Origin of the sequence: Demequina sp. TMPB413, from assembly GCF_020447105.2 — a bacterium.
Classification (GTDB): domain Bacteria; phylum Actinomycetota; class Actinomycetes; order Actinomycetales; family Demequinaceae; genus Demequina.
In genome coordinates this window covers 65704-86516 of record NZ_CP096184.1, presented here as the reverse complement: position 1 = coordinate 86516, position 20813 = coordinate 65704, and the positions used below count along the sequence as shown (strand labels likewise).

Here is a 20813-nt window from a genome sequence, read left to right as displayed (position 1 = left end):
TGCGCGAGCCTGACTTAGCGCTTCGAGTACTGAGGAGCGCGACGGGCCTTCTTGAGACCGGCCTTCTTGCGCTCGACGACGCGGGCGTCGCGAGTCAGGAAGCCAGACTTCTTGAGGGTCGCCCTGTTGGTGTCGAGGTCGATGGCGTTCAGTGCGCGAGCGACACCGAGGCGCAAGGCGCCTGCTTGGCCGGACGGGCCGCCGCCGTGAATGCGGGCGTGAACGTCAAACTTCTCTTCGATGTCGAGGACCGCGAACGGCGAGTTCACGATCTGCTGGTGCACCTTGTTGGGGAAGTAGTTCTCCAGGTCGCGACCGTTGATCAGCCACTTGCCGGTGCCTGGCACCAAGCGGACGCGGGCGACCGCTTCCTTGCGGCGTCCAAGGCCAGCGCCTGGGGCGATCTCTGACGTGCCCTTGCCGCGAACGGGCGCGGTTTCGGAGGTGAACTCCGTAGGGGTGTCGGTCGACTCGTTGATCTCAGTCTCGGTGGACTCAGTGGTCTCAGTGGTCTCGTCTGCCATCTCGATGTGTCCTTCTGCGGCGCTTACTGCGCCACCTGCGAAATCTCGAACGGGGCGGGCTGCTGCGCCGCGTGGGGGTGCTCAGGGCCTGCATAGACCTTCAGCTTGGATAGCTGGGCGCGACCGAGCTTGGTCCTGGGCAGCATGCCCCTGACCGCGTTCTCGATGACCTTGGTGGGCTGATCGGCAATCAGTTCGCCAATCGGCTTGGTCTTCAAGCCGCCCGGGTAACCGGAGTGGCGGTACACCATCTTGTCGGTGAGCTTGGCCCCGGTCAGGGCAACCTTCTCAGCGTTGATGACGATGACGAAGTCACCGCTATCGACGTGGGGAGCGAACGTCGCCTTGTGCTTGCCGCGCAACAGCGCAGCAGCCTGTGAGGCCAGACGACCGAGAACCACGTCAGTAGCGTCGATGACGTGCCATTTGCTGGTCACGTCACCAGGCTTGGGAGAAAACGTACGCACTATGAAGCCTTCTACTCGAGAAATCGGTGGCGCGATGCAGTACTGCATCGCAAGGTCGGCGGGTCCTGCGGCGGCGAGTGGGATGCACCGGTCACGTGGAACGCACAACGACCGGCAAGTCTACCGTCGGCGTTGCTCGTAGGTCAATTTGGGCCAGCCCACACCTCAGTTCCCGCAGAAGCGATGGCCGCGACGCTACGGCGCTTGCGTATGCAAAGCACCCACGTCAGGATCATCCCCTCCGACAGGATTGCCCCTAGCCTAGCGCGCCTGAGTCCCGGCGGATGCCGTGATTCCGGGTGCGAGCGCGTGCGATCCACCGGCGCGGCCGCGTCGCTACTGGGCGTTGCGGGTCCGCCCTACGTCGCCTCGCGGGATGCGCGCGCGTCCTCGAGCTCCCATTGCGCCCTGCGCGCCCTCGTCGCCTCTGCCCGCGACGCCATCTCGGCGTCCGGGGGGTAGATGACCCTCTCGAGAGTCAGGCCGCCAGGAGGCGCCACGGTGATCGCTGGCGACCTCGTGGGGTGAGTGGCGACCATGTGCAGCCACTGGAGATCTCGACGCCCGTAGCCGACGGCCATCACGGCGCCAACGAGCGAGCGCACCATCGCATGGCAAAACGCGTCAGCCCGCACGGTGGCGACAAGGAGGCCAGCGTCGGCGCCTGTCTCCACTCTTCGCCAGGAGAACTCCCGCAACTCACGGATAGTCGTCGCGCCCTCGCGGCCACGGCAGAAGGGCGCGAAATCGCGCAAGCCCAAGAGAGTCGCCGACGCGGTGTTGAGGGCCTCGACGTCGAGGGCGCGATCGATCCACGTCACATACGCGTGTTGAAGCGGATCCCGCAATTCAAAACGATCGCATACGCGGTACTCGTAGTGACGCTCAAGGGCCGAGAAGCGAGCATCGAAACCCTCCGGAGCGATCGAGGCAGCCTTCACGACGATATCCGCCCCTACGACCCCGTCAAGGCGTTCCCTGAGGGCCTGTGCGGGGGTGCGGGTGGTCTTTCCTGGCAAGCGGCTCCATGCCTCGACAGGAATGTCGACATGAGCCGCTTGGCCGCGGGCGTGCACTCCGCCGTCAGTACGGCCGGCCACAGTGATGCGCAGGGTCTTCTCGTCGTACGTGCGACCGGCGGGGCCGCGTACCACCTTTCTGAGGCCAGCCTCTAGCTCACCCTGCACCGTGCGCAGCCGCGGCTGGATCCCCCAACCGTTGAAAGATCCACCGTGGTAAGAAAGATCGAGGCGGGCCCTCACCACGTCACTGCCATGCAGTTCAGTCATGCGGGCCCGCCTCGATATACGTGAGCGAGATGCTACTTGTCGTCGTTCTCTGTCACCTCGGGGCCCTCTGCGGGCTCTTCGGTGTGCGCACCTTCAACTTCGGTGACCTGAGTCTCGGGCTCTGGGGCTTCCTCGGCAGCAGGCGCTTCCGCCTTGGGTGCCTTGTCAGCCTTCTGCGCCGCCTTCTTGGTCGCCTTCTCCGCCTCGGCCTTGACGGCCTTCTTGGCAGGAGCACCGAACTCCACGAGTTCGATCACTGCCATAGGAGCGTTGTCGCCCTTGCGGGGGCCGACCTTCGTGATCCGGGTGTAGCCACCCTCGCGCTCGGCGAATCCGGGGCCGATCTCGGTGAACAGGGTGTGCACCACTCCCTTGTCAGAGATGATTCCCATGACGCGACGACGCGACGCGAGGTCGCCCCGCTTTGCGAAGGTGATCAGACGCTCGGCGTGGGGACGCAGGCGCTTGGCCTTGGTCTCCGTGGTGGTGATGCGGCCGTGCTCGAACAGCGACTGCGCGAGGTTCGCGAGAATCTGGCGCTCGTGTGCAGGACCTCCGCCGAGACGGGGACCCTTGGTGGGTGTAGGCATAGTGAGTTGTTCTCCTTGTTACTCGTCGCCGCCGGAGAAGAACACACCGGAAGCGGTCGGGTCGTAGTCCTGACCGCCGTCCTTCAGGGTGAAGCCAAGCTCGGCGAGCTTTTCCTTCACCTCGGTGATCGACTTCTGACCGAAGTTGCGAATGTCCATGAGGTCCGTCTCCGAGCGCGCGGTGAGCTCGCCAACGGTGTGAATACCCTCGCGCTTGAGGCAGTTGTACGAGCGCTGCGTGAGCGTCAGGTCCTCAATCGGCATGTTGTAGTCCTCTTCGAGCGCCTCATCGGTGTCGGAAGGACCAATCTCAATTCCCTCTGCCGCCTCGTTGAGGCTACGTGCGAGCGAGAAGAGTTCGACGAGCGTAGAGCCGGCCGATGCCACCGCGTCACGCGGCGAGATCGATGACTTGGTTTCCACGTCGAGAACCAATTCGTCAAAGTCGGTGCGCTGGGCCACACGGGTCGCTTCGACCTTGTACGTGACCTTGAGCACTGGCGAGTAGATCGAGTCGACAGGAATCTGTCCGATCTCTGCGTCGTACGACTTGTTGAGTGCCGCTGGGACGTAGCCACGGCCGCGCTCGACGGTCAGTTCGACCTCGAACTTTGCCTGCGAGTTAAGCGTCGCGACGTGCAGGTCGGGGTTGTGGATCTCGACACCCGCTGGCGGTGCAATGTCGGCCGCGGTCACGGCTCCAGCACCTGACTTGCGCAGGTACATGATGACGGGCTCGTCGTGATCGGACGAAACCACGAGGTTCTTGAGGTTCAGGAGGATCTCGGTGACGTCCTCCTTCACCCCCTCGATCGTGGTGAATTCGTGCAGGACGCCCTCGAAGCGAACACTGGTGACTGCGGCACCAGGAATGGACGAGAGCAACGTGCGGCGGAGCGAGTTTCCGAGGGTGTAACCGAAGCCTGGCTCCAGCGGCTTGAGGGAGAACTGTGAACGGTTGTCCGACAAGACCTTCTCGGTCAAAGTGGGACGCTGTGCAATCAGCACTTTCCTATCCTTCCCGAGCATCCGCTATTTGATGCTCGAACCCACCGGCTGTCCGTTCCGGCAAGTGTCAACGTCTATAGATCTATGGGGCACCTTGCGGTGCGAGGTCGGCGTGCGGCTGGCCGCCGCGCCATCAGGCGCGGCGGCACCAGTCACTAACCGCGACGACGCTTGGGCGGGCGGCAGCCGTTGTGCGCCTGAGGAGTCACGTCCTTGATGGAGGTCACCTCAAGGCCTGCTGCCGTCAGTGAACGGATCGCAGTGTCGCGGCCTGAGCCGGGACCCTTCACGAAGACGTCCACCTTGCTCATGCCGGCATCCTGCGCCTTGCGCGCTGCTGCCTCGGCGGCCATCTGCGCGGCGTAGGGGGTCGACTTGCGAGAGCCCTTGAACCCGACCTGGCCTGATGACGACCACGACACAACGGCCCCAGAGGGGTCGGTGATCGACACGATCGTGTTGTTGAACGTCGACTTGATGTGGGCTTGACCGTGCGCGACGGTCTTCTTCAGCTTCTTGCGAGGCTTGCGAACTGGTGCAGCCATGGCCTACTTCTTCCTTCCAGCGACGGTCTTCTTTGGTCCCTTGCGGGTGCGCGCGTTCGTCTTGGTGCGCTGACCACGGACCGGCATGCCACGGCGGTGGCGCAGACCCTGATAGTTGCCAATCTCGACCTTGCGACGGATGTCGCCCTGCACCTCGCGGCGCAAGTCACCCTCGATGACGAAGTTCGCCTCGATAAAGTCGCGCAGTGCGACGAGCTGCTCATCGGTCGCGTCCTTGACGCGAAGGTCGGCGTCAACTCCGGTCGCTGCCAGGATCTGGTGGGACCTGGTACGGCCGATGCCGAAGATATAGGTCAGGGCGATCTCCATGCGCTTATCGCGAGGCAGATCGACTCCAACGAGTCTTGCCATTTTTGCTACTCCATACGTAGTCGGAGGTCTGTCGCTGAGACTTCCCGCTTAGTGAGTGGTGCGGGCCGCGGCCTCCGAGCCGCGGGTTCCGGTCTCCCGGTATCTCAACGAGGTCTGTATCGGTTGTCTAGCCTTGACGCTGCTTGTGGCGCAGGTTCTCGCAAATGACCATCACACGGCCATTGCGGCGAATCACCTTGCACTTTTCACAGATGGGCTTGACGCTCGGCTTCACCTTCATGGTTTGGTTTCCTCGACCGACGCCGGCATCACACCGGCGGCAGCGCTTATTTGTAGCGGTAGACGATGCGCCCGCGGGACAGGTCATAAGGGCTGAGCTCCACCACTACACGGTCCTCAGGAAGGATCCGAATGTAGTGTTGGCGCATCTTGCCTGAGATGTGGGCCAGCACGAGGTGTCCGTTCGTCAGTTCCACACGGAATGACGCGTTCGGCAATGCCTCGACTACTGAACCTTCAACCTCAATGACGCCGTCTTTCTTGGCCATGAACTCCGCTAACGTCGATGAATGGGTGTGCAGGCGCGCAAAAACGCCCGACCGTCGAGAATACCCGAGATGTGGATAAGTCTCAAATCGAGTGCCGGAGCGGTAGCGCCGTGACGGGGCAAGCGCCCTAGAGGGAACTAGCGGTAGCCGTTGCGAAGCCGCTGCACGGCGAGGTCGGAGACGCGCTGGTTACGGTGGTCCGCAAGGGCCCTGACCACTGACGAAGGCGTGCGCACATTGCCGAGCAACGCCTCAAGGACGGACAAGTCATGGTCGTGGCCGAGCGAAATGAGCGCCCCTGCAGGGCAGTCGCTCCTGGCCGCGACCGCTGCGCGTACCCGCGGGCTGCGGTGCGCCGCAAAGGGCAGGAGGGCAGATCCGGTGAGGTCTGGGTCGAGCGCCCGCACCATGTCCTCCGATGCGTCGCGTGCTGGGGGAAGTGCCACCTTGAGTTCCGTTCGGCCTTTTCACGGGGCGCCCGTCACCCCGCACCTGGCGAACATCGTAGGGCGGACAAGTGCCCCAACTCGACTTTTTGTGATGAACACGACATGGCGTCGGCGTTGTCCCCGTCCGTCCAAGCGTTAGCCCGACACTCTGAAGCCCCGCACTGGAGCCGTCCTCGTCCATCGCGGAGCCGCCTGATCGTCGTCGTGAGGCGTCGCGGCCTTCTCGTCGCCGGAGTCAGCGATGGGGGCTAGCGACGCCACGGTCTCGCCCCCTCCTACGCCCGCAAAAGGTAAGGCGTCACGGGGCGGCACCGAGATACCCGCATCAACGAAGCTCACGCTCGACATGGCGAGGGAACCAGGTGATACGTGTTCGGCGACCTCCGGGACGTGAGCATCCTCGCCAGTGCCGGCCTTAGACGCAGCGCGCCGCGCAGCGGCCGTGGTCCCATTGAGCCGCTGCGTGGCGGCATCCCTGATGCCCGACTTCTTATGCATCGACAGTTCGTCGAGGATGTCGGACGGCAGAGACGGATTGTCGATCACGGCCTTCACCACCTCAACGTTTCGGTCCGCTGCCAGGTACGCAAGCACGCTGCGCTGAGCGCTCGGATTGCTCGCGATGGCACCCCGCACGTCGGGGTGGTAATCGTGAGCGAGGGAGACCATGAGACCCAGCGGACAGTCGAGCCTCGACGCGACGACGGCGCGGACCGCCACGCTCCTGCTGCTGCCAAGGGGGAGCAACTCGGCCTTGGTCAGCGCAGGGTTCATTGCCTGATGCACCTCGGCATTGGCGCCGGGTGCGGATCTGAGTCCGCGCGCCATGGAACACATCCCGTCGGTGATGGGGCCCGGGGCGGGCCCCGTTGCACCTCCGACGCTAATGCGCCTGCGTTACGGACTCAGGGGGAGCGCGTAACGAATGGGTTAAATGCGGTGGGACGGAAGACAGCATCGCTCGACTGGCGTGGCCCGGTCATCGGCCGCCCCACATCGTCGCCGAGAGGCTGAGCTACTGCAGGGACCCTGTCTCTGAGCTCCCATGGCAGTCCTGCCTCTGGCTCGGTGGGCGCTGCCTCTTGCTCCGGCGAAACTCCCCACCGCGCATCCATCTCCCTGCTCGCCACGCGGCGGACCTCGCTCTTGCGGTGATGGGCGAGGCTTTCGATGATGTCGCGAGGTGCACTGGCATTACGGGCCAGCGCCTTGAGGACTCGCGGGTCCCTGTCCCCGGCGAGGTGGCGGGCCACCGCATCGGTGAGCCGGCTGTTGCCTGCCACGGCGACTCGCACGTCGACCAGACGGTCGTGCGCGAGCGACGCGAGTAATCCCAGCGGACAGTCGGGACGGCCCGCGATGGTTTGGCGCACCACACGGTCCCCTGCGGCAGCCAGCCGCTGCAGTCGAGCGAGGGTCGTGGACGCATCGGCCGCTTCCAGTTGCTCGGGAGTGGCGTGCCGTGGGGCGTCGCTGTAGCTGATGGCAACTCCGGACGACGCCATGAGCGCATGGGTCCACAAGTTGCCTGGACGGTCGGCCACCGGGTCCTCCATCCACGTCGTCAGATGCGTCTTCGCCACGTTAACGGGGCAGCATGAACGGCCGGTGACGGCGTGATGGCGCTTGGCATAACGGAGCGTGCACACGAAGAGAACGGCGGCAGTCCCTAGGGACTGCCGCCGTCCGCCCGACGAGACGACGAGGCTGAGGGGGCACGTCGTCACGAGCGCCGGGACGAGTGAGGGGCCTTACATGAGGGCCGCGTACTTCAGGCGCCTGGTGGCTAGCGAGCGGATCGCTTCGCGGCGGTGGGAGGCCAGGCGTTCCAACACGGCACGGGGCGCACTCGCATTGGCGGCGAGCGCTTCGAGCACTCGCGGATCCGACTCGTGGACGAGGGCGTGCATCGAGGCGAGCGGGCAGTCCCTTCGCGACGCGACGGCCGCCTTGACGAGGGGGTCGCGATGCGCGGCAAGCTGCACGAGTTCGGTGCGTGGCGTCTGAGGATCCAGGGCGCGGAGTCGGTCCTCGTGCTTGGGTCTGGTCATGGTGAAGGCCATGTCGCAACTCCCTCTCTTCTTAGGAAACGCTCGTCAGGGTCTGGCCGGAAGCGATCGTCGCCCGTTCCCTGAGTTCGGGGAAAATCGCGTCCTCGACTCGCCACTGGGTAGGACGTGGCATGGGTGCCACATCGCCGTGGCGAGCCTGCGCCGCAGCGCGAACCTCACGACGGCGGTGCTGGGCGAGCCTCTCGACGAGGGCGAAGGGGAGACTTCTGTTGGTCAGCAGCGCCTTGACAACGTCCTTGTTCCTGTCGGCAGCCAGGTGATCGAGCACGGCATTGACCGTCGCGGGGTTGGCGGCGATCGCCGCTCGCACGTGCATCGCGTCGTCTTGGGCCAGAGCTGCCTGGATTCCTACCGGCACGTCGTCGCGGCGTGCAATCGTCTCCCGAACGATCCTGTGGCGCGACGTGGCCAGAGCGGCCATCTGGCCACGATCAAGGCCCGGCCTCGCGGCGTCGAGAACCTCGACGTTCGCACCGGCGGATGAAGAGAAGCCACGTGTCATGCTTAAGCCCCCTGAGCGGCTACAGGAACGGCGATCGCCCCAGCTGGTATAGCGGTGATCCGACGGGTGCCCTCCCGCCAGCGGTTGCCCTAGTCATACATTTCGGACATGTCGCCCCGCCACTTTTCGGACTCAATTGTGAGAACATGCACAGGAATCGCCGCAAAATGCCTGGTAACACAGCACTTGGGGGCACCACAAAGGGGGGCACCCTTTCGGGGGTAGCTCCGGCGAAGGTCGCTTACGGCGCGACGGGGACGACGCCGTAGGGAGCCAGGTCTGCCGCTCCCCCGTCATGGGCCGTCAATACCCAAATTCCGTCGTCGTGGACCGCAACGGAATGCTCCCAATGCGCCGCGCGCGAGCCGTCGGCAGAAACGACCGTCCAGTCGTCCTCAAGCACGTTTGACTCACCGGTGCCTACGACAAACATGGGCTCGAGCGCGAGACACATCCCCGGCTTGACCTTGGGCTGGCGCGCCCTGGTCCGGTAGTTGAGCACGTCAGGGCCCTGGTGCATCGCGGTCCCGATGCCGTGGCCAACGTAGCCCTCCAACGGGTGAAGCTTTGCGGCGTCGGCGACGTCTTCGATCGCGCCAGCGACCTCGTCGAGCCGCGCGGCACTAGCGAGCGCCGCGATGCCAGCCCAGAGCGCCGCCCTGGTCTGCTCCACAAGATGCGTATCCTGCCCGCCGCGTGGGGTTCCGGCGATGAGCGACAGGGCAGAGTCTCCGTGCCACCCTTCGATGATCGCGCCGCAGTCGATCGACACGACGTCGCCGTCTTCGATGACGCGCGCACCGGGGATGCCGTGGACGACCTCGTCATTCACTGACACGCAACTGACGGCGGGAAAGCCGTGATAGCCGAGGAAGTTGGAGGTGGCACCCGCGCCCTCAATGACGCGGCGCGCGGCGGCGTCAACCTCGGACGTCGTCGCTCCCACCACCGCGGCGGCCTTGGCTGCCGCCAGAGCATCGGCGACCACCAGACCCGCGCGCGCCATCACGCGCATCTGCGGTCGTGTCTTGTACTCGACTCCCCGTGCCATGCCGAACCCTAGGACGAGCGCAGTGCGTCGACGAGGCGCTCGGTGACGTCATCAACGTCACCGATGCCGTCCACCTGCACCAAGAGTCCCTGGCCTTCGTAATAGGCGGTCACGGGCGCCGTGGACTCGGCATACACATCGAGTCGGTGCCTGATGACGTCCTCGGTGTCATCGGCGCGCCCCTCTGTCTGTGCGCGCTTGAGCAGGCGCCGCGTCACCTCATCGCTGTCCGCCGTCAACTCAACTACCGCGTCAAGCGAGGTTCCAGTGACGGCGAGCATGCCGTCGAGCTCAACCGCCTGTTCGGGGTTCCGTGGATAGCCGTCCAGCAGGAACCCCTCGGAGACGTCCTCTTGAGCGAGACGGTCACGCACCATCGCGTTCGTGACCTGGTCCGGCACGAGAGCGCCCTTTGACATGTAGCTTTGCGCCTCGCGGCCGAGTTCTGTCTCGCCCTTGACGTTGGCACGGAAGATATCGCCCGTGGAGATCGCAGGCACGCCGTAACGCTCCGCCAACCGTGCCGCCTGAGTGCCCTTACCTGCACCTGGCGGTCCCACCAACACCAGGCGCATTACTTGAGGAACCCTTCGTAGCGGCGTTGCTCCAACTGAGCCTGGATACGCTTCACGGTGTCAAGACCCACGCCGACGAGAATCAGAATCGTCACGCCGCCCAACGGGATCGACGTGTTGAGACCGAGGAGCACGAGCGCCATCGTCGGCACGAGCGCCACGATCGCGAGGTACAAGGAACCAGCCGCCGTGATGCGGGACAACACGTAGTCGAGGTAGTCGGCCGTCGGTTGCCCTGGTCGGATCCCTGGGACAAATCCGCCGTACTTCTTCATGTTGTCAGCGACTTCCGTCGGGTTGAACGTGATCGCCGTGTAGAAGTATGCGAAGAAGAGGATCAGCAGAATGTAGAACGCGATGTGCAAGGGGGCGTCGGTGCGGGTCACATTGTTCTGGAGCCAGATCACCCAGTCCGCAGGGTTGTCGCCGGCGAACTGCACGATCACATAAGGCAATTGCAACAACGACGACGCGAAGATCACGGGGATCACGCCCGCCATGTTGATCTTGAGCGGGATGTAGGTCGATGAGCCGCCAAGCATGCGTCGGCCAACCATGCGCTTCGCATACTGCACGGGGATGCGGCGCTGCGACTGTTCGACGTAGACCACGGCCGCGATCACCGCGAAAATGACCAACAGGATCACGATGGTGTTGCGCACGCGGTCCGTGCTGTTCCAGATGGTGCCGATGGCTCCAGGGAAGGACGACGCCACGGACGTGAAGATCAGCAGCGACATGCCGTTGCCGATGCCGCGTTCAGTGATGCGCTCGCCCAGCCACATGATGAGGACGGTGCCAGCCGTCATCGTAAGCACCATCGTGGTGATGGTGTTCCAGGACTGGTCGGGGACGATCTCCGCCTCACAGCCCGGGAAGAACACGCCGTTGCGGGCCATCGTCACGTATGAGGCGGACTGGAGCGCAGCGAATCCCACCGTGATGTAGCGCGTGTACTGCGTCAGCTTTGCCTGACCGTCAGGCCCTTCCTTCTGGAGGGCCTCAAAGCGAGGGATAAGCACCCGCAGCAACTGCACCATGATCGACGCGGTGATGTACGGCATGATGCCGAGCGCGAAGACGGACAGTTGGAGCAGGGCGCCACCAGAGAAGAGATTGAGGATTTGCAGCGGCCCAGACTCTGCGGAGTTGGTGTCGATGCACTGCTGAACGTTGCCGTAGTCGACCCCGGGGGTCGGGACAGCGACGCCCAGTCGGTACAGCGCAAGAATCCCGAGCGTGAACAGCAGCTTCTTGCGCAGATCCGGCGTGCGGAACGCACTGAGAAAGCCTGAAAGCATGAATCCTCCGTTGAAGGGGGCGTCGCGGGTCCGGCGCTTACCGGACCCGCGACGAGCCTAGCCCTCGTTGACGGTGCCGCCAGCCGCCTCGATCTTGGTCTTCGCGCTGCGCGAAACCGCGTCGGCGTCCACAAGGGTCACCTTTACCGCGATGTCGCCGTCGCCAAGCACCTTGACAGGCAGGTTGTTGCGGACCGCACCCTTGTCGACCAGGTCGGCCTTGGTCACTTTGCCGCCCTTGGGGAACAGCTCAGCCAGTTGGTCGAGGTTGACCACCTGGTAGCGCACCTTGAACGGGCTCTTGAATCCACGCAACTTGGGAATCCGCATGTGCAAAGGCGTCTGACCGCCCTCGAACGCTGCAGGCACCTGGTAGCGGGCGCCAGTTCCCTTGGTGCCACGACCTGCAGTCTTGCCTCGCTTGCCACCCTCACCGCGACCCACGCGGATCTTGGAGGGGTGCGAACCAGGAGCTGGACGCAAGTGGTGCATCTTGAGCGTCGTGACCTTGGGCTGGTCAGCGCTTGGCGTTGCCTTCGCTGCAGCCGACTTGGCCGTCGCCTTGGTGGTCGGGGCCTTGTCAGCAGCCGATGCCTTGGCAGGGGCCTTCTCAGCAGCAGCTGCCTTGTCAGCGGCAGGCTTCTTGGCCGGCGCCTTCTTAGCAGCAGTCGCCTTGTCAGCCGTAGCAGCCTTGTCAGCGGCAGGCTTCTTAGCCGGCGCCTTCTTAGCAGCAGTCGCCTTGTCAGCCGTAGCAGCCTTGTCAGCGGCAGGCTTCTTAGCCGGCGCCTTCTTAGCAGCAGTCGCCTTGTCGGCGGCAGGCTTCTTCGCAGGCGCCTTCTTGGGCGCCTCCTTGTTTTCCTCGGCCATCAGTCGACCTCCTCCACGGTCACCAGGTGGCGAACCGCATTGACCATCCCGCGAATCTCGGGGCGGTCTTCCTTCACGACAATGTCATTGACACGCTTCAGCCCGAGCGACCGCAGGGTCTCGCGGTGCTGAGGCTTGGTGCCGATCTCCGAACGCTTCTGCGTCACCTTCAACCGAGGCATTACTTTGCCACCCCCGCTGCTTGGGCGCGCAGCATCGCTGCAGGCGCTACGTCGCCGACTGGCAGCCCACGACGCGCGGCGACAGCCTCTGGCTGCTCGAGACGCTTCAACGCATCCACTGTGGCGTGGACGATGTTGATGGCGTTCGACGAGCCCAGAGACTTCGACAGCACGTCGTGAATTCCGGCGCACTCCAGTACGGCGCGCACTGGACCACCGGCGATCACACCGGTTCCCGGCGATGCCGGGCGCAGAAAGACGACGCCAGCCGCTGCCTCACCCTGCACGATGTGCGGGATGGTGCCCTGAATGCGGGGCACACGGAAGAACGACCGCTTCGCCTCTTCAACGCCCTTGGAGATTGCCGACGGCACCTCCTTGGCCTTGCCGTAGCCGACGCCGACGTTGCCTTCGCCATCGCCCACCACGACGAGCGCGGTAAAGCTAAAACGACGGCCGCCCTTGACGACCTTGGAGACGCGGTTGATGGTCACGACGCGCTCAATGAACTTGGATTCGGGCTCGTTGCCACGACGATTGTTGTCGCGACGCCCGCTGTTGTTCTCAGCCATTGCTTTCCTTCGCTCCTCGTCCCGGCTACAGGGCCAGGCCACCCTCTCGGGCGCCGTCGGCCACCGCCGCAACGCGACCGTGGTACTTGTTTCCGCCACGGTCGAAGACGACCGCCTCGATGCCTGCCGACTTGGCACGCTCAGCGACGAGCTGGCCGACCTTGGTGGCCTTTGCCGTCTTGTCGCCGTCTAGCGCGCGCACGTCTGCCTCAAGCGTCGACGCAGACACGAGCGTCTTGCCCGCGGTGTCGTCGACAACCTGCGCCACCATGTGACGCGCTGAACGCGTCACCACGAGGCGCGGGCGGACGGACGTGCCGGCGATCTTCTTGCGCAGGCGGAAGTGACGACGCGTACGCGAGATCGACTTCCCCTTGCCCTTCACCGTGATACCCATTACTTCTTACCCGTCTTTCCGGCCTTGCGACGAACCTGTTCGCCTGCGTAGCGGACACCCTTGCCCTTGTACGGCTCGGGCTTGCGAATCTTGCGAATGTTGGCCGCAACCTCGCCCACCTGCTGCTTGTCGATTCCCGACACTGCGAACTTGGTGGGTGACTCGACGACGAACGTAATGCCCTCAGGCGCAGAGACGACGACGGGGTGCGAGAAGCCAAGGGCGAACTCGAGGTCCGAACCCTTCGCCACCACGCGGAAACCCGTGCCGACAATCTCGAGCTTCTTCTCGTAGCCCTCGGTCACACCGGTCACCATGTTGGCGATCAGAGTGCGGGTCAGGCCGTGAAGCGACTTCGAGACGCGCTCATCGTTGGGGCGCTTGACATCGATGACGGCGTCGCCCAATTCGGCGACGATCGGAGATGCGACGGTGTGCTGAAGGGTTCCCTTGGGACCCTTCACCGTCACGTCAGATCCATCGATGGTGACATCCACTCCGGCGGGAACCGGAACGGGGAGCTTGCCGATGCGAGACATAGATCTCTCCTTTCCGGCTACCAGACGTAGGCAACGACTTCGCCGCCCACGCCCTTCTTTTCGGCCTCGCGGTCTGTCAATAGACCGGAGGAGGTGGACAAAATTGCTACGCCAAGTCCGCCGAGCACCTTGGGAAGGTTGGTCGACTTTGCGTATACGCGCAGACCGGGCTTCGAGATGCGGCGCACACCGGCGAGCGAACGCTCGCGGTTGGGGCCGTACTTCAGCGACAGCGTGAGCGTCTTGCCCACCTCGGCATCTGCAACGGCTGAGCCGTTGATGTATCCCTGCTCTTCGAGGATCTTGGCAATGTTTGCCTTGAGCTTCGAGTGGGGCATGGACACGGTGTCGTGGTAGGCCGTGTTGGCGTTGCGCAGACGGGTCAGCATGTCTGCGATCGGGTCGGTCATTGTCATGAGTGAGTCACTCTTCCTCGCCGTGGTTTCCCTGCTCGGGACCTGCGACGTAGTTGTTTACCAGCTGCTCTTGGTGATGCCGGGAAGCTCGCCGCGGTGTGCCATCTCGCGGAAGCAGATTCGGCACAGGCCGAACTTGCGGTACACGGCATGCGGACGTCCGCATCGCTGGCACCGGCTGTAAGCCCGAACAGGAAACTTTGGCTTCCGGCTCGCCTTGACCTTGAGAGAGGTCTTCGCCATCGCTACTTCTCCTTGAAGGGGAAGCCCAGCTGCCTCAGCAGCGAGCGACCCTCGTCGTCAGTGGTCGCGGTCGTCACGACAGTAATGTCCATGCCGCGCACCCGGTCGATCTTGTCTTGGTCGATCTCGTGGAACATGGACTGTTCCGTGAGGCCGAACGTGTAGTTGCCGTTGCCGTCGAACTGCTTGGGGCTCAATCCGCGGAAGTCGCGGATACGAGGCAGTGCGGTCGACAGCAGGCGGTCGAGGAACTCCCACATGCGATCGCCGCGCAGTGTCACGTGCGCACCAATCGGCTGTCCCTCGCGGAGCTTGAACTGCGCGATGGACTTGCGGGCCTTCGTCACCTGCGGCTTCTGGCCGGTGATGGCCGTCAAGTCGCGGATGGCACCCTCAATGAGCTTGCTGTCCTTGGCGGCATCGCCAACACCCATGTTCACGACGACCTTGGTGAGGCCAGGAACCTGGTTGATGTTGGAGTAGCCAAACTCTTCGTTCAGCGCAGCAATGATCTCTGCGCGGTACCTCGCCTTGAGGCGAGCCTGAGTTGTCGTAGCGGTCGCCATCAGTCGATGTCCTTACCCGAGCGCTTGGCGACGCGGACCCGCTTGGTGCGAGTACGGCCGTCACGCTCAACCTGCTCCGCGCGGAATCCCACGCGGGTGCCCTTCTTGGTCTCCGGGTCAACGAGCATCACGTTTGAAACGTGAAGCGGCGACTCGACGGTGACGATGCCACCCTCCATGTTGTCGCGGCGCGTTCCCGGCTTGATGTGACGCTGGACGCGCTGGATGCCTTCGACGACCACACGGTCCTCGTCCTTCAGCACCTCGAGCACGTGGCCCTGCTGGCCGCGGTCACGTCCTGCAATGACGACGACGAGGTCGCCCTTCTTAATCTTCGCCATGTCAGATCACCTCCGGAGCAAGCGACACGATCTTCATGAACTTGCGGTCGCGCAGCTCACGGCCCACTGGGCCGAAGATGCGGGTTCCACGAGGGTCGGTGTCCTTACCCTTGAGGATGACGGCCGCGTTCTCGTCGAACTTGATGTATGAGCCGTCTGGACGACGGGTCTCCTTGACGGTACGCACGATCACGGCCTTGACCACTTCACCCTTTTTGACGTTTCCGCCTGGGATTGCATCCTTGACCGTGGCAACGATGACGTCACCGATGCCGGCGTAGCGACGGTGCGACCCGCCGAGAACGCGGATGCACAGGATCTCCTTGGCACCCGTGTTGTCGGCGACACGCAGTCGCGACTCCTGCTGAATCATGTCTTCTTCTCCTGTCGTCTGGTTCTCGTCGCCTGAGGCGCCGAGCCTGGTCGAACGTTGGGTTACTTGGCCTTTTCGAGGATCTCCACCAGGCGCCAGCGCTTTGACGCTGACAACGGGCGGGTCTCCATGATGAGCACGAGGTCGCCGGTTCCGGCGGTGTTCGTCTCGTCATGCACCTTGACCTTGGAAGATCGGCGCATGACCTTGCCGTAGAGCGCGTGCTTGACGCGGTCTTCGACCTCGACGGTGATGGTCTTGTCCATCTTGTCCGACACGACGTAGCCGCGGCGCGTCTTGCGTTGCGCGCGGTGCTCCACTGTCGCGGTAGCGTGCTTTTTGCTCGACATACTTATTACCTCTTGACTTACGACTTCGCCGCGGGGGCGGTACGGATGCCGAGCTCGCGCTCGCGCAGGATCGTGTAGATGCGCGCGATGTCACGCTTGACGGCCTTCAGTCGACCGTGGCTCTCCAACTGGCCGGTGGCCGACTGGAAGCGCAGGTTGAACAGCTCGGCCTTCGCCTTCTTGAGTTCCTCTGCGAGGCGCTCGTTCTCCATCGCGTCGAGCTCGATTGGCTCGAGGCCCTTGGTTCCGATGGTCATGAGTTGTCACCACCCTCACGCTTGATGAAGCGAGTCTTCATGGGGAGCTTGTGCTGCGCGCGGCTCAGCGCCTCGCGAGCAAGCTCCTCCGGGACACCGGCGAGTTCGAACATGACTCGGCCCGGCTTGATGTTGGCGATCCACCACTCGGGTGAACCCTTACCGGAACCCATGCGGACTTCCGCTGGCTTCTTGGTCAACGGGCGGTCAGGGTAGATGTTGATCCACACCTTTCCACCACGCTTGACGTGACGGGTCATGGCGATACGAGCGGCCTCGATCTGACGGTTCGTGACGTACGCGGGCTCGAGAGCCTGAATTCCGTACTCACCGAACGACACCTCTGTGCCACCGGTCGCCATCCCTGAACGACCAGGGTGGTGCTGCTTGCGGTGCTTAACTCGACGTGGAATCAGCATGACCTAGCTCTCCTTCCCAGCGTCGGCCGCCGGGGCCTCTGCTGCGGGGGCGGCTGCAGCTGCGGGAGCTTCCTGCGAGCGGGGTGCGTCGTCACGACGGGGGCCTCGGCCACCGCCACGAGCGTCGCGTCCACGCTGAGCACGAGGGGCCTTCGCCTGCTCGGCTGCCCACTCCTTCTCTGTCATGTCGCCCTTGTAAATCCAAACCTTCACGCCGATCTGACCGAACGTCGTCCTGGCCTCGAAGAAGCCGTAGTCGATGTTGGCGCGCAGCGTGTGAAGAGGCACGCGGCCCTCACGGTAGAACTCCGAGCGAGACATCTCAGCGCCACCGAGGCGGCCAGAGCACTGCACGCGGATTCCCTTGGCACCACCGCGCAGAGCGGACTGGATGCCCTTGCGCATGGCGCGACGGAACGCGACACGCGAAGCGAGCTGCTCGGCGATGCCCTGAGCCACCAGCTGCGAGTCGATCTCAGCGTTCTTCACCTCGAGGATGTTCAGCTGGACCTGCTTGCCGGTCAGCTTCTCGAGTGAAGAGCGCAGCTTGTCGGCCTCGGCGCCGCGGCGACCGATGACGATGCCAGGACGCGCCGTGTGAAGGTCGACGCGAACGCGCTCACGCGTGCGCTCGATCTCGACCTTGGAGACGCCTGCGCGCTCAAGGTCCTTCTTCATGAGGTTGCGAATCTTGACGTCCTCATCCACGTAGTCGCGGTAGCGTTCACCGGCCTTGGTGGAGTCGGCGAACCAACGCGAGCGGTGGTCGGTGGTGATGCCCAGGCGGTAGCCGTGCGGGTTAACCTTCTGACCCATTTACTTGGCCCCTTCCTTGACGGGCGTCGCCACTGTCACACTGATGTGGCTGGTGCGCTTGAGAATCTGGTTGGCACGACCCTGTGCACGAGGGCGAATCCGCTTCATCGTCGGGCCCTCGTCCACCGTGATCGAAGTGATGACGAGTTCACGCTCGTCAAATCGTTCGCTCGCGGCTTCGGCCTTCTGCCTCGCGTTAGCGATGGCCGAGTCGATGAGCTTGCGGACGTCGATGGCAACCGCCTGCGGCTGGAACTTCAGCGAGGCAGAAGCCTCGACGGCGTTCTGACCGCGCACGAGGTTCACCACGCGGCGTGCCTTCTGGGCAGTCGTGCGGAGGTACCGCGTCTGCGCCTTGGCTTCCATGTTGATCTACTCCTGTTTGCCGGGCGCGCCTTAGCGGCGGCCCTTGCGGTCGTCCTTGATGTGGCCCTTGAACGTGCGCGTTGGCGCGAACTCGCCCAACTTGTGACCGACCATCGACTCGGTGACGAACACCGGGACGTGCTTGCGGCCGTCGTGCACGGCGAGAGTGTGACCCAGGAAGTCAGGAGTGATGACACTCCGGCGCGACCAGGTCTTGATGACGTTCTTGGTACCCGCTTCGTTCTGAGCGTCTACCTTCTTCTGAAGGTGGCCGTCGATGAAGGGGCCCTTTTTCAAGCTACGAGGCATGTCGATCGCTCCTTAGCGCTTGTTCTTGCCAGTGCGACGACGGCGCACGATCAGCTTGTCGGATTCCTTGTTGGCCCGACGGGTGCGGCCCTCAGGCTTGCCCCACGGGCTGACGGGGTGACGTCCACCGGACGTCTTGCCCTCACCACCACCGTGCGGGTGGTCGACCGGGTTCATGACGACACCGCGGACGGTGGGGCGCTTGCCCTTCCACCGCATGCGGCCGGCCTTGCCCCAGTTGATGTTGGACTGTTCGGCGTTGCCGACCTCGCCGATGGTGGCGCGGCAACGCGCGTCAACGTTGCGGATCTCACCGGACGGCATACGCAACTGGGCGTAGGGGCCGTCCTTGGCAACCAGCTGCACCGAGGAACCGGCCGACCGCGCGATCTTGGCGCCGCCGCCTGGGCGGAGCTCGATCGCGTGGATGACGGTACCCACGGGGATGTTGCGCAGCGGCAGGTTGTTGCCTGGCTTGATGTCGGCACCGGCACCCGCTTCGATCGGGTCACCCTGCTTGAGACGGTCGGGAGCGATGATGTAGCGCTTCTCTCCGTCCGCGTAGTGCAGGAGCGCGATGCGTGCCGTGCGGTTGGGGTCGTACTCGATGTGAGCAACGGTCGCCGGGACGCCGTCCTTGTCGTGACGACGGAAATCGATCAGACGGTAGGCGCGCTTGTGGCCACCACCCTGGTGACGGGTGGTGATGCGGCCGGTGTTGTTGCGGCCACCCTTCTTGTGAAGGGGGCGCACCAACGACTTCTCGGGCTCCGAACGGGTCACCTCGACGAAGTCGGCAACGGACGAGCCACGTCGGCCCGGCGTCGTCGGCTTGTACTTGCGAATAGCCATGGTTCCTGTCCCTTACCTAGCTAGCCTGGCCGCTGAAGATGTCAATCGCGCCATCACCGGCAACGGTGACGATCGCGCGCTTGATGTCCTTGCGCTTGCCAAGGCCGAAACGCGTGCGACGCGTCTTGCCCTTGCGGTTGATCGTGTTCACGGACTCGACCTTGACGCCGAAGATCTGCTCGACGGCAATCTTGATCTCAGTCTTGTTCGCGCGGGGGTCCACCTCAAAGGTGTACTTGCCCTGGTCCATCAGGCCGTAGCTCTTTTCAGAGACCACAGGCTTGATCAGGATGTCGCGGGGGTCTTTGCCCAATGCGGTCATGTTAGTTCTCCTCCGCCTCTGACGCGGCCTCTGTCTCGGTCGCGACGGCCTTGGCCGACGTTCCCTTCGCAGGTCCCGCGAGGAACGCCTCGAGGGCGTCAGCGGTGAACACGACGTCTTCGTTGATGAGGACGTCATACGTGTTGATCTGGTCAACGGCCACCACGTGGATGCCGGCGGCGTTGCGCAGCGACTTCCACGACACGTCGTCGTTGCGAGTCAGCACCACGAGAGCCGAGCGGCCCGCAGTGATGGTGCCGAGCGCGTTGAGTGCACCCTTGGTGGACGGCACATCGCCGGAGACGATGCTCTTCAGCACGTGCACGCGGCCGGCGCGAGCCCTGTCAGAGAGCGCGCCGCGCAATGCGGCCGCCTTCATCTTCTTGGGGGTGCGCTGCGAGTAGTCGCGCGGCTGCGGGCCGTGCACCACGCCACCGCCGGTCATCTGCGGGGCCCTGGTCGATCCCTGGCGGGCGCGGCCGGTGCCCTTCTGCTTGAACGGCTTCTTACCTCCACCGGAGACCATGGCACGCGTCTTGGTGGCGTGCGTGCCCTGGCGAGCGGCGGCGCGCTGGGCGACAACCACCTGGTGGATCAGTGGCACGTTCGTGACCACATCGAACATCTCGGCGGGAAGGTCGACAGAGCCGGCCTTCTTGCCCTTGGCGTCGACCACGTCGACGGTCAGCGTGTCAGCCATGGAGATCACGCACCCTTCGCGGCGGAGCGGACGAGAACGACGCCGCCCTTGTTCCCGGGCACGGCGCCCTTGATCAGCAGGAAGCCCTTGTCAAGGTCGACGCTCACGACGCGCAGGTTCTGGACCGTCTTGCGGTCGTTGCCCATGCGTCCTGCCATCTTGATGCCCTTGAAGACTCGCGACGGCGTCGAAGCGCCACCGATCGAGCCAGGCTTGCGGTGGTTGCGGTGGGCACCGTGGGAAGCGCCGACGCCGTGGAAGCCGTGACGCTTCATCACACCGGCGAAGCCCTTGCCCTTGGTGGTGCCCGTGACGTCGACCAGCTGGCCTGCCTCGAACACGTCGGCGGCGATCTCTTGGCCGAGCGAGAACTCGGAGGCGTTGGTGGTGCGCACCTCGGCCACGTGACGGCGAGGCGTCACTCCAGCCTTGTCGAAGTGGCCCTTGAGCGGGTTGGTCACCTTGCGAGGGTCGATGGCGCCGAACGCGAGCTGGATGGCGTCGTAGCCGTCCGTCTCAGCGTTGCGCACCTGGGTGACGACGTTGGTGTCTACCTGGACGACGGTGACAGGAACAACCCTGCCCTCCGCGTCCCACACCTGCGTCATACCCAGCTTCGTACCCAGCAACGCCGTGACGGCGCGCTTGGCAGTGGAAGTCGTAGTCATGATC

General features: G+C 64.1%; 37 protein-coding genes. All 37 read right to left on the bottom strand.

The genetic code is table 11. The features are described from left to right. Positions 1-14 precede the first annotated feature (14 nt). The gene (gene rpsI / locus LGT36_RS00450) at positions 15-524 is read right to left on the bottom strand and encodes a 30S ribosomal protein S9 (protein WP_226096201.1); all 510 of its coding nucleotides are present in this window, start codon (positions 522-524) and stop codon (positions 15-17) included. Between the two features lie 23 nt (positions 525-547). Beyond that, a complete protein-coding gene (gene rplM / locus LGT36_RS00445) occupies positions 548-991 on the bottom strand; it encodes a 50S ribosomal protein L13 (protein ID WP_226096202.1) in 444 nt (147 codons plus the stop codon). 359 nt (positions 992-1350) lie between these two features. Continuing rightward, a complete protein-coding gene (locus tag LGT36_RS00440) occupies positions 1351-2280 on the bottom strand; it encodes a tRNA pseudouridine(38-40) synthase TruA (protein WP_226096204.1) in 930 nt (309 codons plus the stop codon). Positions 2281-2312: 32 nt separating this feature from the next. After that, on the bottom strand, positions 2313-2870 hold the full coding sequence (rplQ, locus tag LGT36_RS00435; protein ID WP_226096205.1) for a 50S ribosomal protein L17: 558 nt from the start codon (positions 2868-2870) through the stop codon (positions 2313-2315). A gap of 18 nt (positions 2871-2888) precedes the next feature. Further along, the gene (locus LGT36_RS00430) at positions 2889-3878 is read right to left on the bottom strand and encodes a DNA-directed RNA polymerase subunit alpha (protein ID WP_248642129.1); all 990 of its coding nucleotides are present in this window, start codon (positions 3876-3878) and stop codon (positions 2889-2891) included. Positions 3879-4033: 155 nt separating this feature from the next. Beyond that, positions 4034-4423, bottom strand: coding sequence for a 30S ribosomal protein S11 (gene rpsK / locus LGT36_RS00425; RefSeq protein WP_226096208.1), 390 nt, complete (start codon positions 4421-4423; stop codon positions 4034-4036). A 3-nt stretch (positions 4424-4426) separates the two neighbouring features. Next, positions 4427-4795, bottom strand: coding sequence for a 30S ribosomal protein S13 (gene rpsM, locus LGT36_RS00420; RefSeq protein WP_226096209.1), 369 nt, complete (start codon positions 4793-4795; stop codon positions 4427-4429). A gap of 127 nt (positions 4796-4922) precedes the next feature. Next, a complete protein-coding gene (rpmJ, locus tag LGT36_RS00415) occupies positions 4923-5036 on the bottom strand; it encodes a 50S ribosomal protein L36 (RefSeq protein WP_026917227.1) in 114 nt (37 codons plus the stop codon). Positions 5037-5082: 46 nt separating this feature from the next. Further along, the gene (infA, locus tag LGT36_RS00410; RefSeq protein ID WP_061963594.1) at positions 5083-5304 is read right to left on the bottom strand and encodes a translation initiation factor IF-1; all 222 of its coding nucleotides are present in this window, start codon (positions 5302-5304) and stop codon (positions 5083-5085) included. A gap of 137 nt (positions 5305-5441) precedes the next feature. Next, positions 5442-5750, bottom strand: a complete 309-nt coding sequence (locus LGT36_RS00405) for a hypothetical protein (protein ID WP_226096211.1) — start codon at positions 5748-5750, stop codon at positions 5442-5444. 138 nt (positions 5751-5888) lie between these two features. After that, positions 5889-6527 carry a hypothetical protein gene (locus LGT36_RS00400; protein ID WP_226264604.1) on the bottom strand — a complete coding sequence of 213 codons (639 nt, stop codon included), beginning with the start codon at positions 6525-6527 and terminating at the stop codon, positions 5889-5891. Between the two features lie 131 nt (positions 6528-6658). Next, positions 6659-7336 (bottom strand): hypothetical protein, encoded by a 678-nt coding sequence (locus LGT36_RS00395; RefSeq protein WP_226094664.1) that lies wholly within the window; start codon positions 7334-7336, stop codon positions 6659-6661. A gap of 168 nt (positions 7337-7504) precedes the next feature. Beyond that, the gene (locus LGT36_RS00390; protein ID WP_226094665.1) at positions 7505-7816 is read right to left on the bottom strand and encodes a hypothetical protein; all 312 of its coding nucleotides are present in this window, start codon (positions 7814-7816) and stop codon (positions 7505-7507) included. Between the two features lie 19 nt (positions 7817-7835). After that, complete coding sequence (locus LGT36_RS00385) at positions 7836-8327, bottom strand: hypothetical protein (protein WP_226094666.1); 492 nt, start codon at positions 8325-8327, stop codon at positions 7836-7838. Positions 8328-8568: 241 nt separating this feature from the next. After that, a complete protein-coding gene (gene map / locus LGT36_RS00380; RefSeq protein ID WP_226264605.1) occupies positions 8569-9378 on the bottom strand; it encodes a type I methionyl aminopeptidase in 810 nt (269 codons plus the stop codon). 8 nt (positions 9379-9386) lie between these two features. Further along, positions 9387-9953 carry an adenylate kinase gene (locus LGT36_RS00375; RefSeq protein ID WP_226094626.1) on the bottom strand — a complete coding sequence of 189 codons (567 nt, stop codon included), beginning with the start codon at positions 9951-9953 and terminating at the stop codon, positions 9387-9389. Beyond that, entirely contained in the window at positions 9953-11254 is a 1302-nt protein-coding gene (gene secY / locus LGT36_RS00370) for a preprotein translocase subunit SecY (protein WP_226094627.1), read from the bottom strand. Before secY ends, LGT36_RS00375 begins: the two co-directional genes overlap by 1 nt. 57 nt (positions 11255-11311) lie before the next feature. Next, positions 11312-12121: a 50S ribosomal protein L15 gene (gene rplO, locus LGT36_RS00365; protein WP_248642127.1), complete on the bottom strand. Its 810-nt coding sequence runs from the start codon at positions 12119-12121 to the stop codon at positions 11312-11314. Beyond that, positions 12121-12303, bottom strand: a complete 183-nt coding sequence (rpmD, locus tag LGT36_RS00360; protein ID WP_226096954.1) for a 50S ribosomal protein L30 — start codon at positions 12301-12303, stop codon at positions 12121-12123. The genes rplO and rpmD overlap by 1 nt, the downstream gene beginning before the upstream one ends. Then, on the bottom strand, positions 12303-12875 hold the full coding sequence (gene rpsE / locus LGT36_RS00355) for a 30S ribosomal protein S5 (RefSeq protein ID WP_226096953.1): 573 nt from the start codon (positions 12873-12875) through the stop codon (positions 12303-12305). The genes rpmD and rpsE overlap by 1 nt, the downstream gene beginning before the upstream one ends. A gap of 25 nt (positions 12876-12900) precedes the next feature. Then, positions 12901-13272: a 50S ribosomal protein L18 gene (gene rplR / locus LGT36_RS00350; protein WP_226096952.1), complete on the bottom strand. Its 372-nt coding sequence runs from the start codon at positions 13270-13272 to the stop codon at positions 12901-12903. Next, positions 13272-13811 carry a 50S ribosomal protein L6 gene (rplF, locus tag LGT36_RS00345; protein WP_226096951.1) on the bottom strand — a complete coding sequence of 180 codons (540 nt, stop codon included), beginning with the start codon at positions 13809-13811 and terminating at the stop codon, positions 13272-13274. The genes rplR and rplF overlap by 1 nt, the downstream gene beginning before the upstream one ends. 17 nt (positions 13812-13828) lie before the next feature. Next, positions 13829-14227, bottom strand: a complete 399-nt coding sequence (gene rpsH, locus LGT36_RS00340) for a 30S ribosomal protein S8 (protein WP_226096950.1) — start codon at positions 14225-14227, stop codon at positions 13829-13831. A 57-nt stretch (positions 14228-14284) separates the two neighbouring features. Further along, positions 14285-14470, bottom strand: coding sequence for a type Z 30S ribosomal protein S14 (locus LGT36_RS00335; protein WP_226096949.1), 186 nt, complete (start codon positions 14468-14470; stop codon positions 14285-14287). A 2-nt stretch (positions 14471-14472) separates the two neighbouring features. Continuing rightward, on the bottom strand, positions 14473-15036 hold the full coding sequence (gene rplE, locus LGT36_RS00330; RefSeq protein ID WP_226096948.1) for a 50S ribosomal protein L5: 564 nt from the start codon (positions 15034-15036) through the stop codon (positions 14473-14475). Continuing rightward, positions 15036-15377, bottom strand: a complete 342-nt coding sequence (rplX, locus tag LGT36_RS00325) for a 50S ribosomal protein L24 (RefSeq protein WP_226096947.1) — start codon at positions 15375-15377, stop codon at positions 15036-15038. Before rplX ends, rplE begins: the two co-directional genes overlap by 1 nt. A 1-nt stretch (position 15378) precedes the next feature. Beyond that, positions 15379-15750, bottom strand: coding sequence for a 50S ribosomal protein L14 (gene rplN, locus LGT36_RS00320; RefSeq protein WP_226096946.1), 372 nt, complete (start codon positions 15748-15750; stop codon positions 15379-15381). A gap of 62 nt (positions 15751-15812) precedes the next feature. Next, a complete protein-coding gene (gene rpsQ, locus LGT36_RS00315; RefSeq protein ID WP_255633033.1) occupies positions 15813-16100 on the bottom strand; it encodes a 30S ribosomal protein S17 in 288 nt (95 codons plus the stop codon). 17 nt (positions 16101-16117) lie between these two features. Continuing rightward, on the bottom strand, positions 16118-16357 hold the full coding sequence (gene rpmC, locus LGT36_RS00310) for a 50S ribosomal protein L29 (RefSeq protein ID WP_291379116.1): 240 nt from the start codon (positions 16355-16357) through the stop codon (positions 16118-16120). Beyond that, on the bottom strand, positions 16354-16776 hold the full coding sequence (rplP, locus tag LGT36_RS00305) for a 50S ribosomal protein L16 (RefSeq protein WP_226096945.1): 423 nt from the start codon (positions 16774-16776) through the stop codon (positions 16354-16356). The genes rpmC and rplP overlap by 4 nt, the downstream gene beginning before the upstream one ends. 3 nt (positions 16777-16779) lie before the next feature. After that, a complete protein-coding gene (rpsC, locus tag LGT36_RS00300) occupies positions 16780-17592 on the bottom strand; it encodes a 30S ribosomal protein S3 (protein ID WP_226096944.1) in 813 nt (270 codons plus the stop codon). Further along, on the bottom strand, positions 17593-17958 hold the full coding sequence (gene rplV / locus LGT36_RS00295; RefSeq protein WP_226096943.1) for a 50S ribosomal protein L22: 366 nt from the start codon (positions 17956-17958) through the stop codon (positions 17593-17595). It lies immediately after the preceding gene. Positions 17959-17988: 30 nt separating this feature from the next. Continuing rightward, the gene (rpsS, locus tag LGT36_RS00290; protein WP_226096942.1) at positions 17989-18267 is read right to left on the bottom strand and encodes a 30S ribosomal protein S19; all 279 of its coding nucleotides are present in this window, start codon (positions 18265-18267) and stop codon (positions 17989-17991) included. 12 nt (positions 18268-18279) lie between these two features. After that, positions 18280-19119, bottom strand: a complete 840-nt coding sequence (gene rplB / locus LGT36_RS00285) for a 50S ribosomal protein L2 (RefSeq protein ID WP_226096941.1) — start codon at positions 19117-19119, stop codon at positions 18280-18282. 16 nt (positions 19120-19135) lie between these two features. Further along, entirely contained in the window at positions 19136-19441 is a 306-nt protein-coding gene (gene rplW, locus LGT36_RS00280) for a 50S ribosomal protein L23 (RefSeq protein WP_226096940.1), read from the bottom strand. A gap of 1 nt (position 19442) precedes the next feature. After that, on the bottom strand, positions 19443-20141 hold the full coding sequence (rplD, locus tag LGT36_RS00275; protein ID WP_226096939.1) for a 50S ribosomal protein L4: 699 nt from the start codon (positions 20139-20141) through the stop codon (positions 19443-19445). Between the two features lie 5 nt (positions 20142-20146). Further along, positions 20147-20809: a 50S ribosomal protein L3 gene (gene rplC, locus LGT36_RS00270; protein ID WP_226096938.1), complete on the bottom strand. Its 663-nt coding sequence runs from the start codon at positions 20807-20809 to the stop codon at positions 20147-20149. Positions 20810-20813: the final 4 nt, after the last annotated feature.

Bases quoted from the DNA above. Each gene is read 5' to 3' on its own strand.
- rpsI (WP_226096201.1), bottom strand. From the start codon at position 524: ATGGCAGACGAGACCACTGAGACCACTGAGTCCACCGAGACTGAGATC.
- LGT36_RS00440 (WP_226096204.1), bottom strand. From the start codon at position 2,280: ATGACTGAACTGCATGGCAGTGACGTGGTGAGGGCCCGCCTCGATCTT.
- rplQ (WP_226096205.1), bottom strand. From the start codon at position 2,870: ATGCCTACACCCACCAAGGGTCCCCGTCTCGGCGGAGGTCCTGCACAC.
- rpsK (WP_226096208.1), bottom strand. From the start codon at position 4,423: ATGGCTGCACCAGTTCGCAAGCCTCGCAAGAAGCTGAAGAAGACCGTC.
- rpsM (WP_226096209.1), bottom strand. From the start codon at position 4,795: ATGGCAAGACTCGTTGGAGTCGATCTGCCTCGCGATAAGCGCATGGAG.
- rpmJ (WP_026917227.1), bottom strand. From the start codon at position 5,036: ATGAAGGTGAAGCCGAGCGTCAAGCCCATCTGTGAAAAGTGCAAGGTG.
- infA (WP_061963594.1), bottom strand. From the start codon at position 5,304: ATGGCCAAGAAAGACGGCGTCATTGAGGTTGAAGGTTCAGTAGTCGAG.
- LGT36_RS00400 (WP_226264604.1), bottom strand. From the start codon at position 6,527: ATGAACCCTGCGCTGACCAAGGCCGAGTTGCTCCCCCTTGGCAGCAGC.
- LGT36_RS00390 (WP_226094665.1), bottom strand. From the start codon at position 7,816: ATGGCCTTCACCATGACCAGACCCAAGCACGAGGACCGACTCCGCGCC.
- LGT36_RS00385 (WP_226094666.1), bottom strand. From the start codon at position 8,327: ATGACACGTGGCTTCTCTTCATCCGCCGGTGCGAACGTCGAGGTTCTC.
- map (WP_226264605.1), bottom strand. From the start codon at position 9,378: ATGGCACGGGGAGTCGAGTACAAGACACGACCGCAGATGCGCGTGATG.
- LGT36_RS00375 (WP_226094626.1), bottom strand. From the start codon at position 9,953: ATGCGCCTGGTGTTGGTGGGACCGCCAGGTGCAGGTAAGGGCACTCAG.
- secY (WP_226094627.1), bottom strand. From the start codon at position 11,254: ATGCTTTCAGGCTTTCTCAGTGCGTTCCGCACGCCGGATCTGCGCAAG.
- rplO (WP_248642127.1), bottom strand. From the start codon at position 12,121: ATGGCCGAGGAAAACAAGGAGGCGCCCAAGAAGGCGCCTGCGAAGAAG.
- rpmD (WP_226096954.1), bottom strand. From the start codon at position 12,303: ATGCCTCGGTTGAAGGTGACGCAGAAGCGTTCGGAGATCGGCACCAAG.
- rpsE (WP_226096953.1), bottom strand. From the start codon at position 12,875: ATGGCTGAGAACAACAGCGGGCGTCGCGACAACAATCGTCGTGGCAAC.
- rplR (WP_226096952.1), bottom strand. From the start codon at position 13,272: ATGGGTATCACGGTGAAGGGCAAGGGGAAGTCGATCTCGCGTACGCGT.
- rplF (WP_226096951.1), bottom strand. From the start codon at position 13,811: ATGTCTCGCATCGGCAAGCTCCCCGTTCCGGTTCCCGCCGGAGTGGAT.
- rpsH (WP_226096950.1), bottom strand. From the start codon at position 14,227: ATGACAATGACCGACCCGATCGCAGACATGCTGACCCGTCTGCGCAAC.
- LGT36_RS00335 (WP_226096949.1), bottom strand. From the start codon at position 14,470: ATGGCGAAGACCTCTCTCAAGGTCAAGGCGAGCCGGAAGCCAAAGTTT.
- rplE (WP_226096948.1), bottom strand. From the start codon at position 15,036: ATGGCGACCGCTACGACAACTCAGGCTCGCCTCAAGGCGAGGTACCGC.
- rplX (WP_226096947.1), bottom strand. From the start codon at position 15,377: ATGGCGAAGATTAAGAAGGGCGACCTCGTCGTCGTCATTGCAGGACGT.
- rplN (WP_226096946.1), bottom strand. From the start codon at position 15,750: ATGATTCAGCAGGAGTCGCGACTGCGTGTCGCCGACAACACGGGTGCC.
- rpsQ (WP_255633033.1), bottom strand. From the start codon at position 16,100: ATGTCGAGCAAAAAGCACGCTACCGCGACAGTGGAGCACCGCGCGCAA.
- rpmC (WP_291379116.1), bottom strand. From the start codon at position 16,357: ATGACCATCGGAACCAAGGGCCTCGAGCCAATCGAGCTCGACGCGATG.
- rplP (WP_226096945.1), bottom strand. From the start codon at position 16,776: ATGCTGATTCCACGTCGAGTTAAGCACCGCAAGCAGCACCACCCTGGT.
- rpsC (WP_226096944.1), bottom strand. From the start codon at position 17,592: ATGGGTCAGAAGGTTAACCCGCACGGCTACCGCCTGGGCATCACCACC.
- rplV (WP_226096943.1), bottom strand. From the start codon at position 17,958: ATGGAAGCCAAGGCGCAGACGCGGTACCTCCGCACGACTGCCCAGAAG.
- rpsS (WP_226096942.1), bottom strand. From the start codon at position 18,267: ATGCCTCGTAGCTTGAAAAAGGGCCCCTTCATCGACGGCCACCTTCAG.
- rplB (WP_226096941.1), bottom strand. From the start codon at position 19,119: ATGGCTATTCGCAAGTACAAGCCGACGACGCCGGGCCGACGTGGCTCG.
- rplW (WP_226096940.1), bottom strand. From the start codon at position 19,441: ATGACCGCATTGGGCAAAGACCCCCGCGACATCCTGATCAAGCCTGTG.
- rplD (WP_226096939.1), bottom strand. From the start codon at position 20,141: ATGGCTGACACGCTGACCGTCGACGTGGTCGACGCCAAGGGCAAGAAG.
- rplC (WP_226096938.1), bottom strand. From the start codon at position 20,809: ATGACTACGACTTCCACTGCCAAGCGCGCCGTCACGGCGTTGCTGGGT.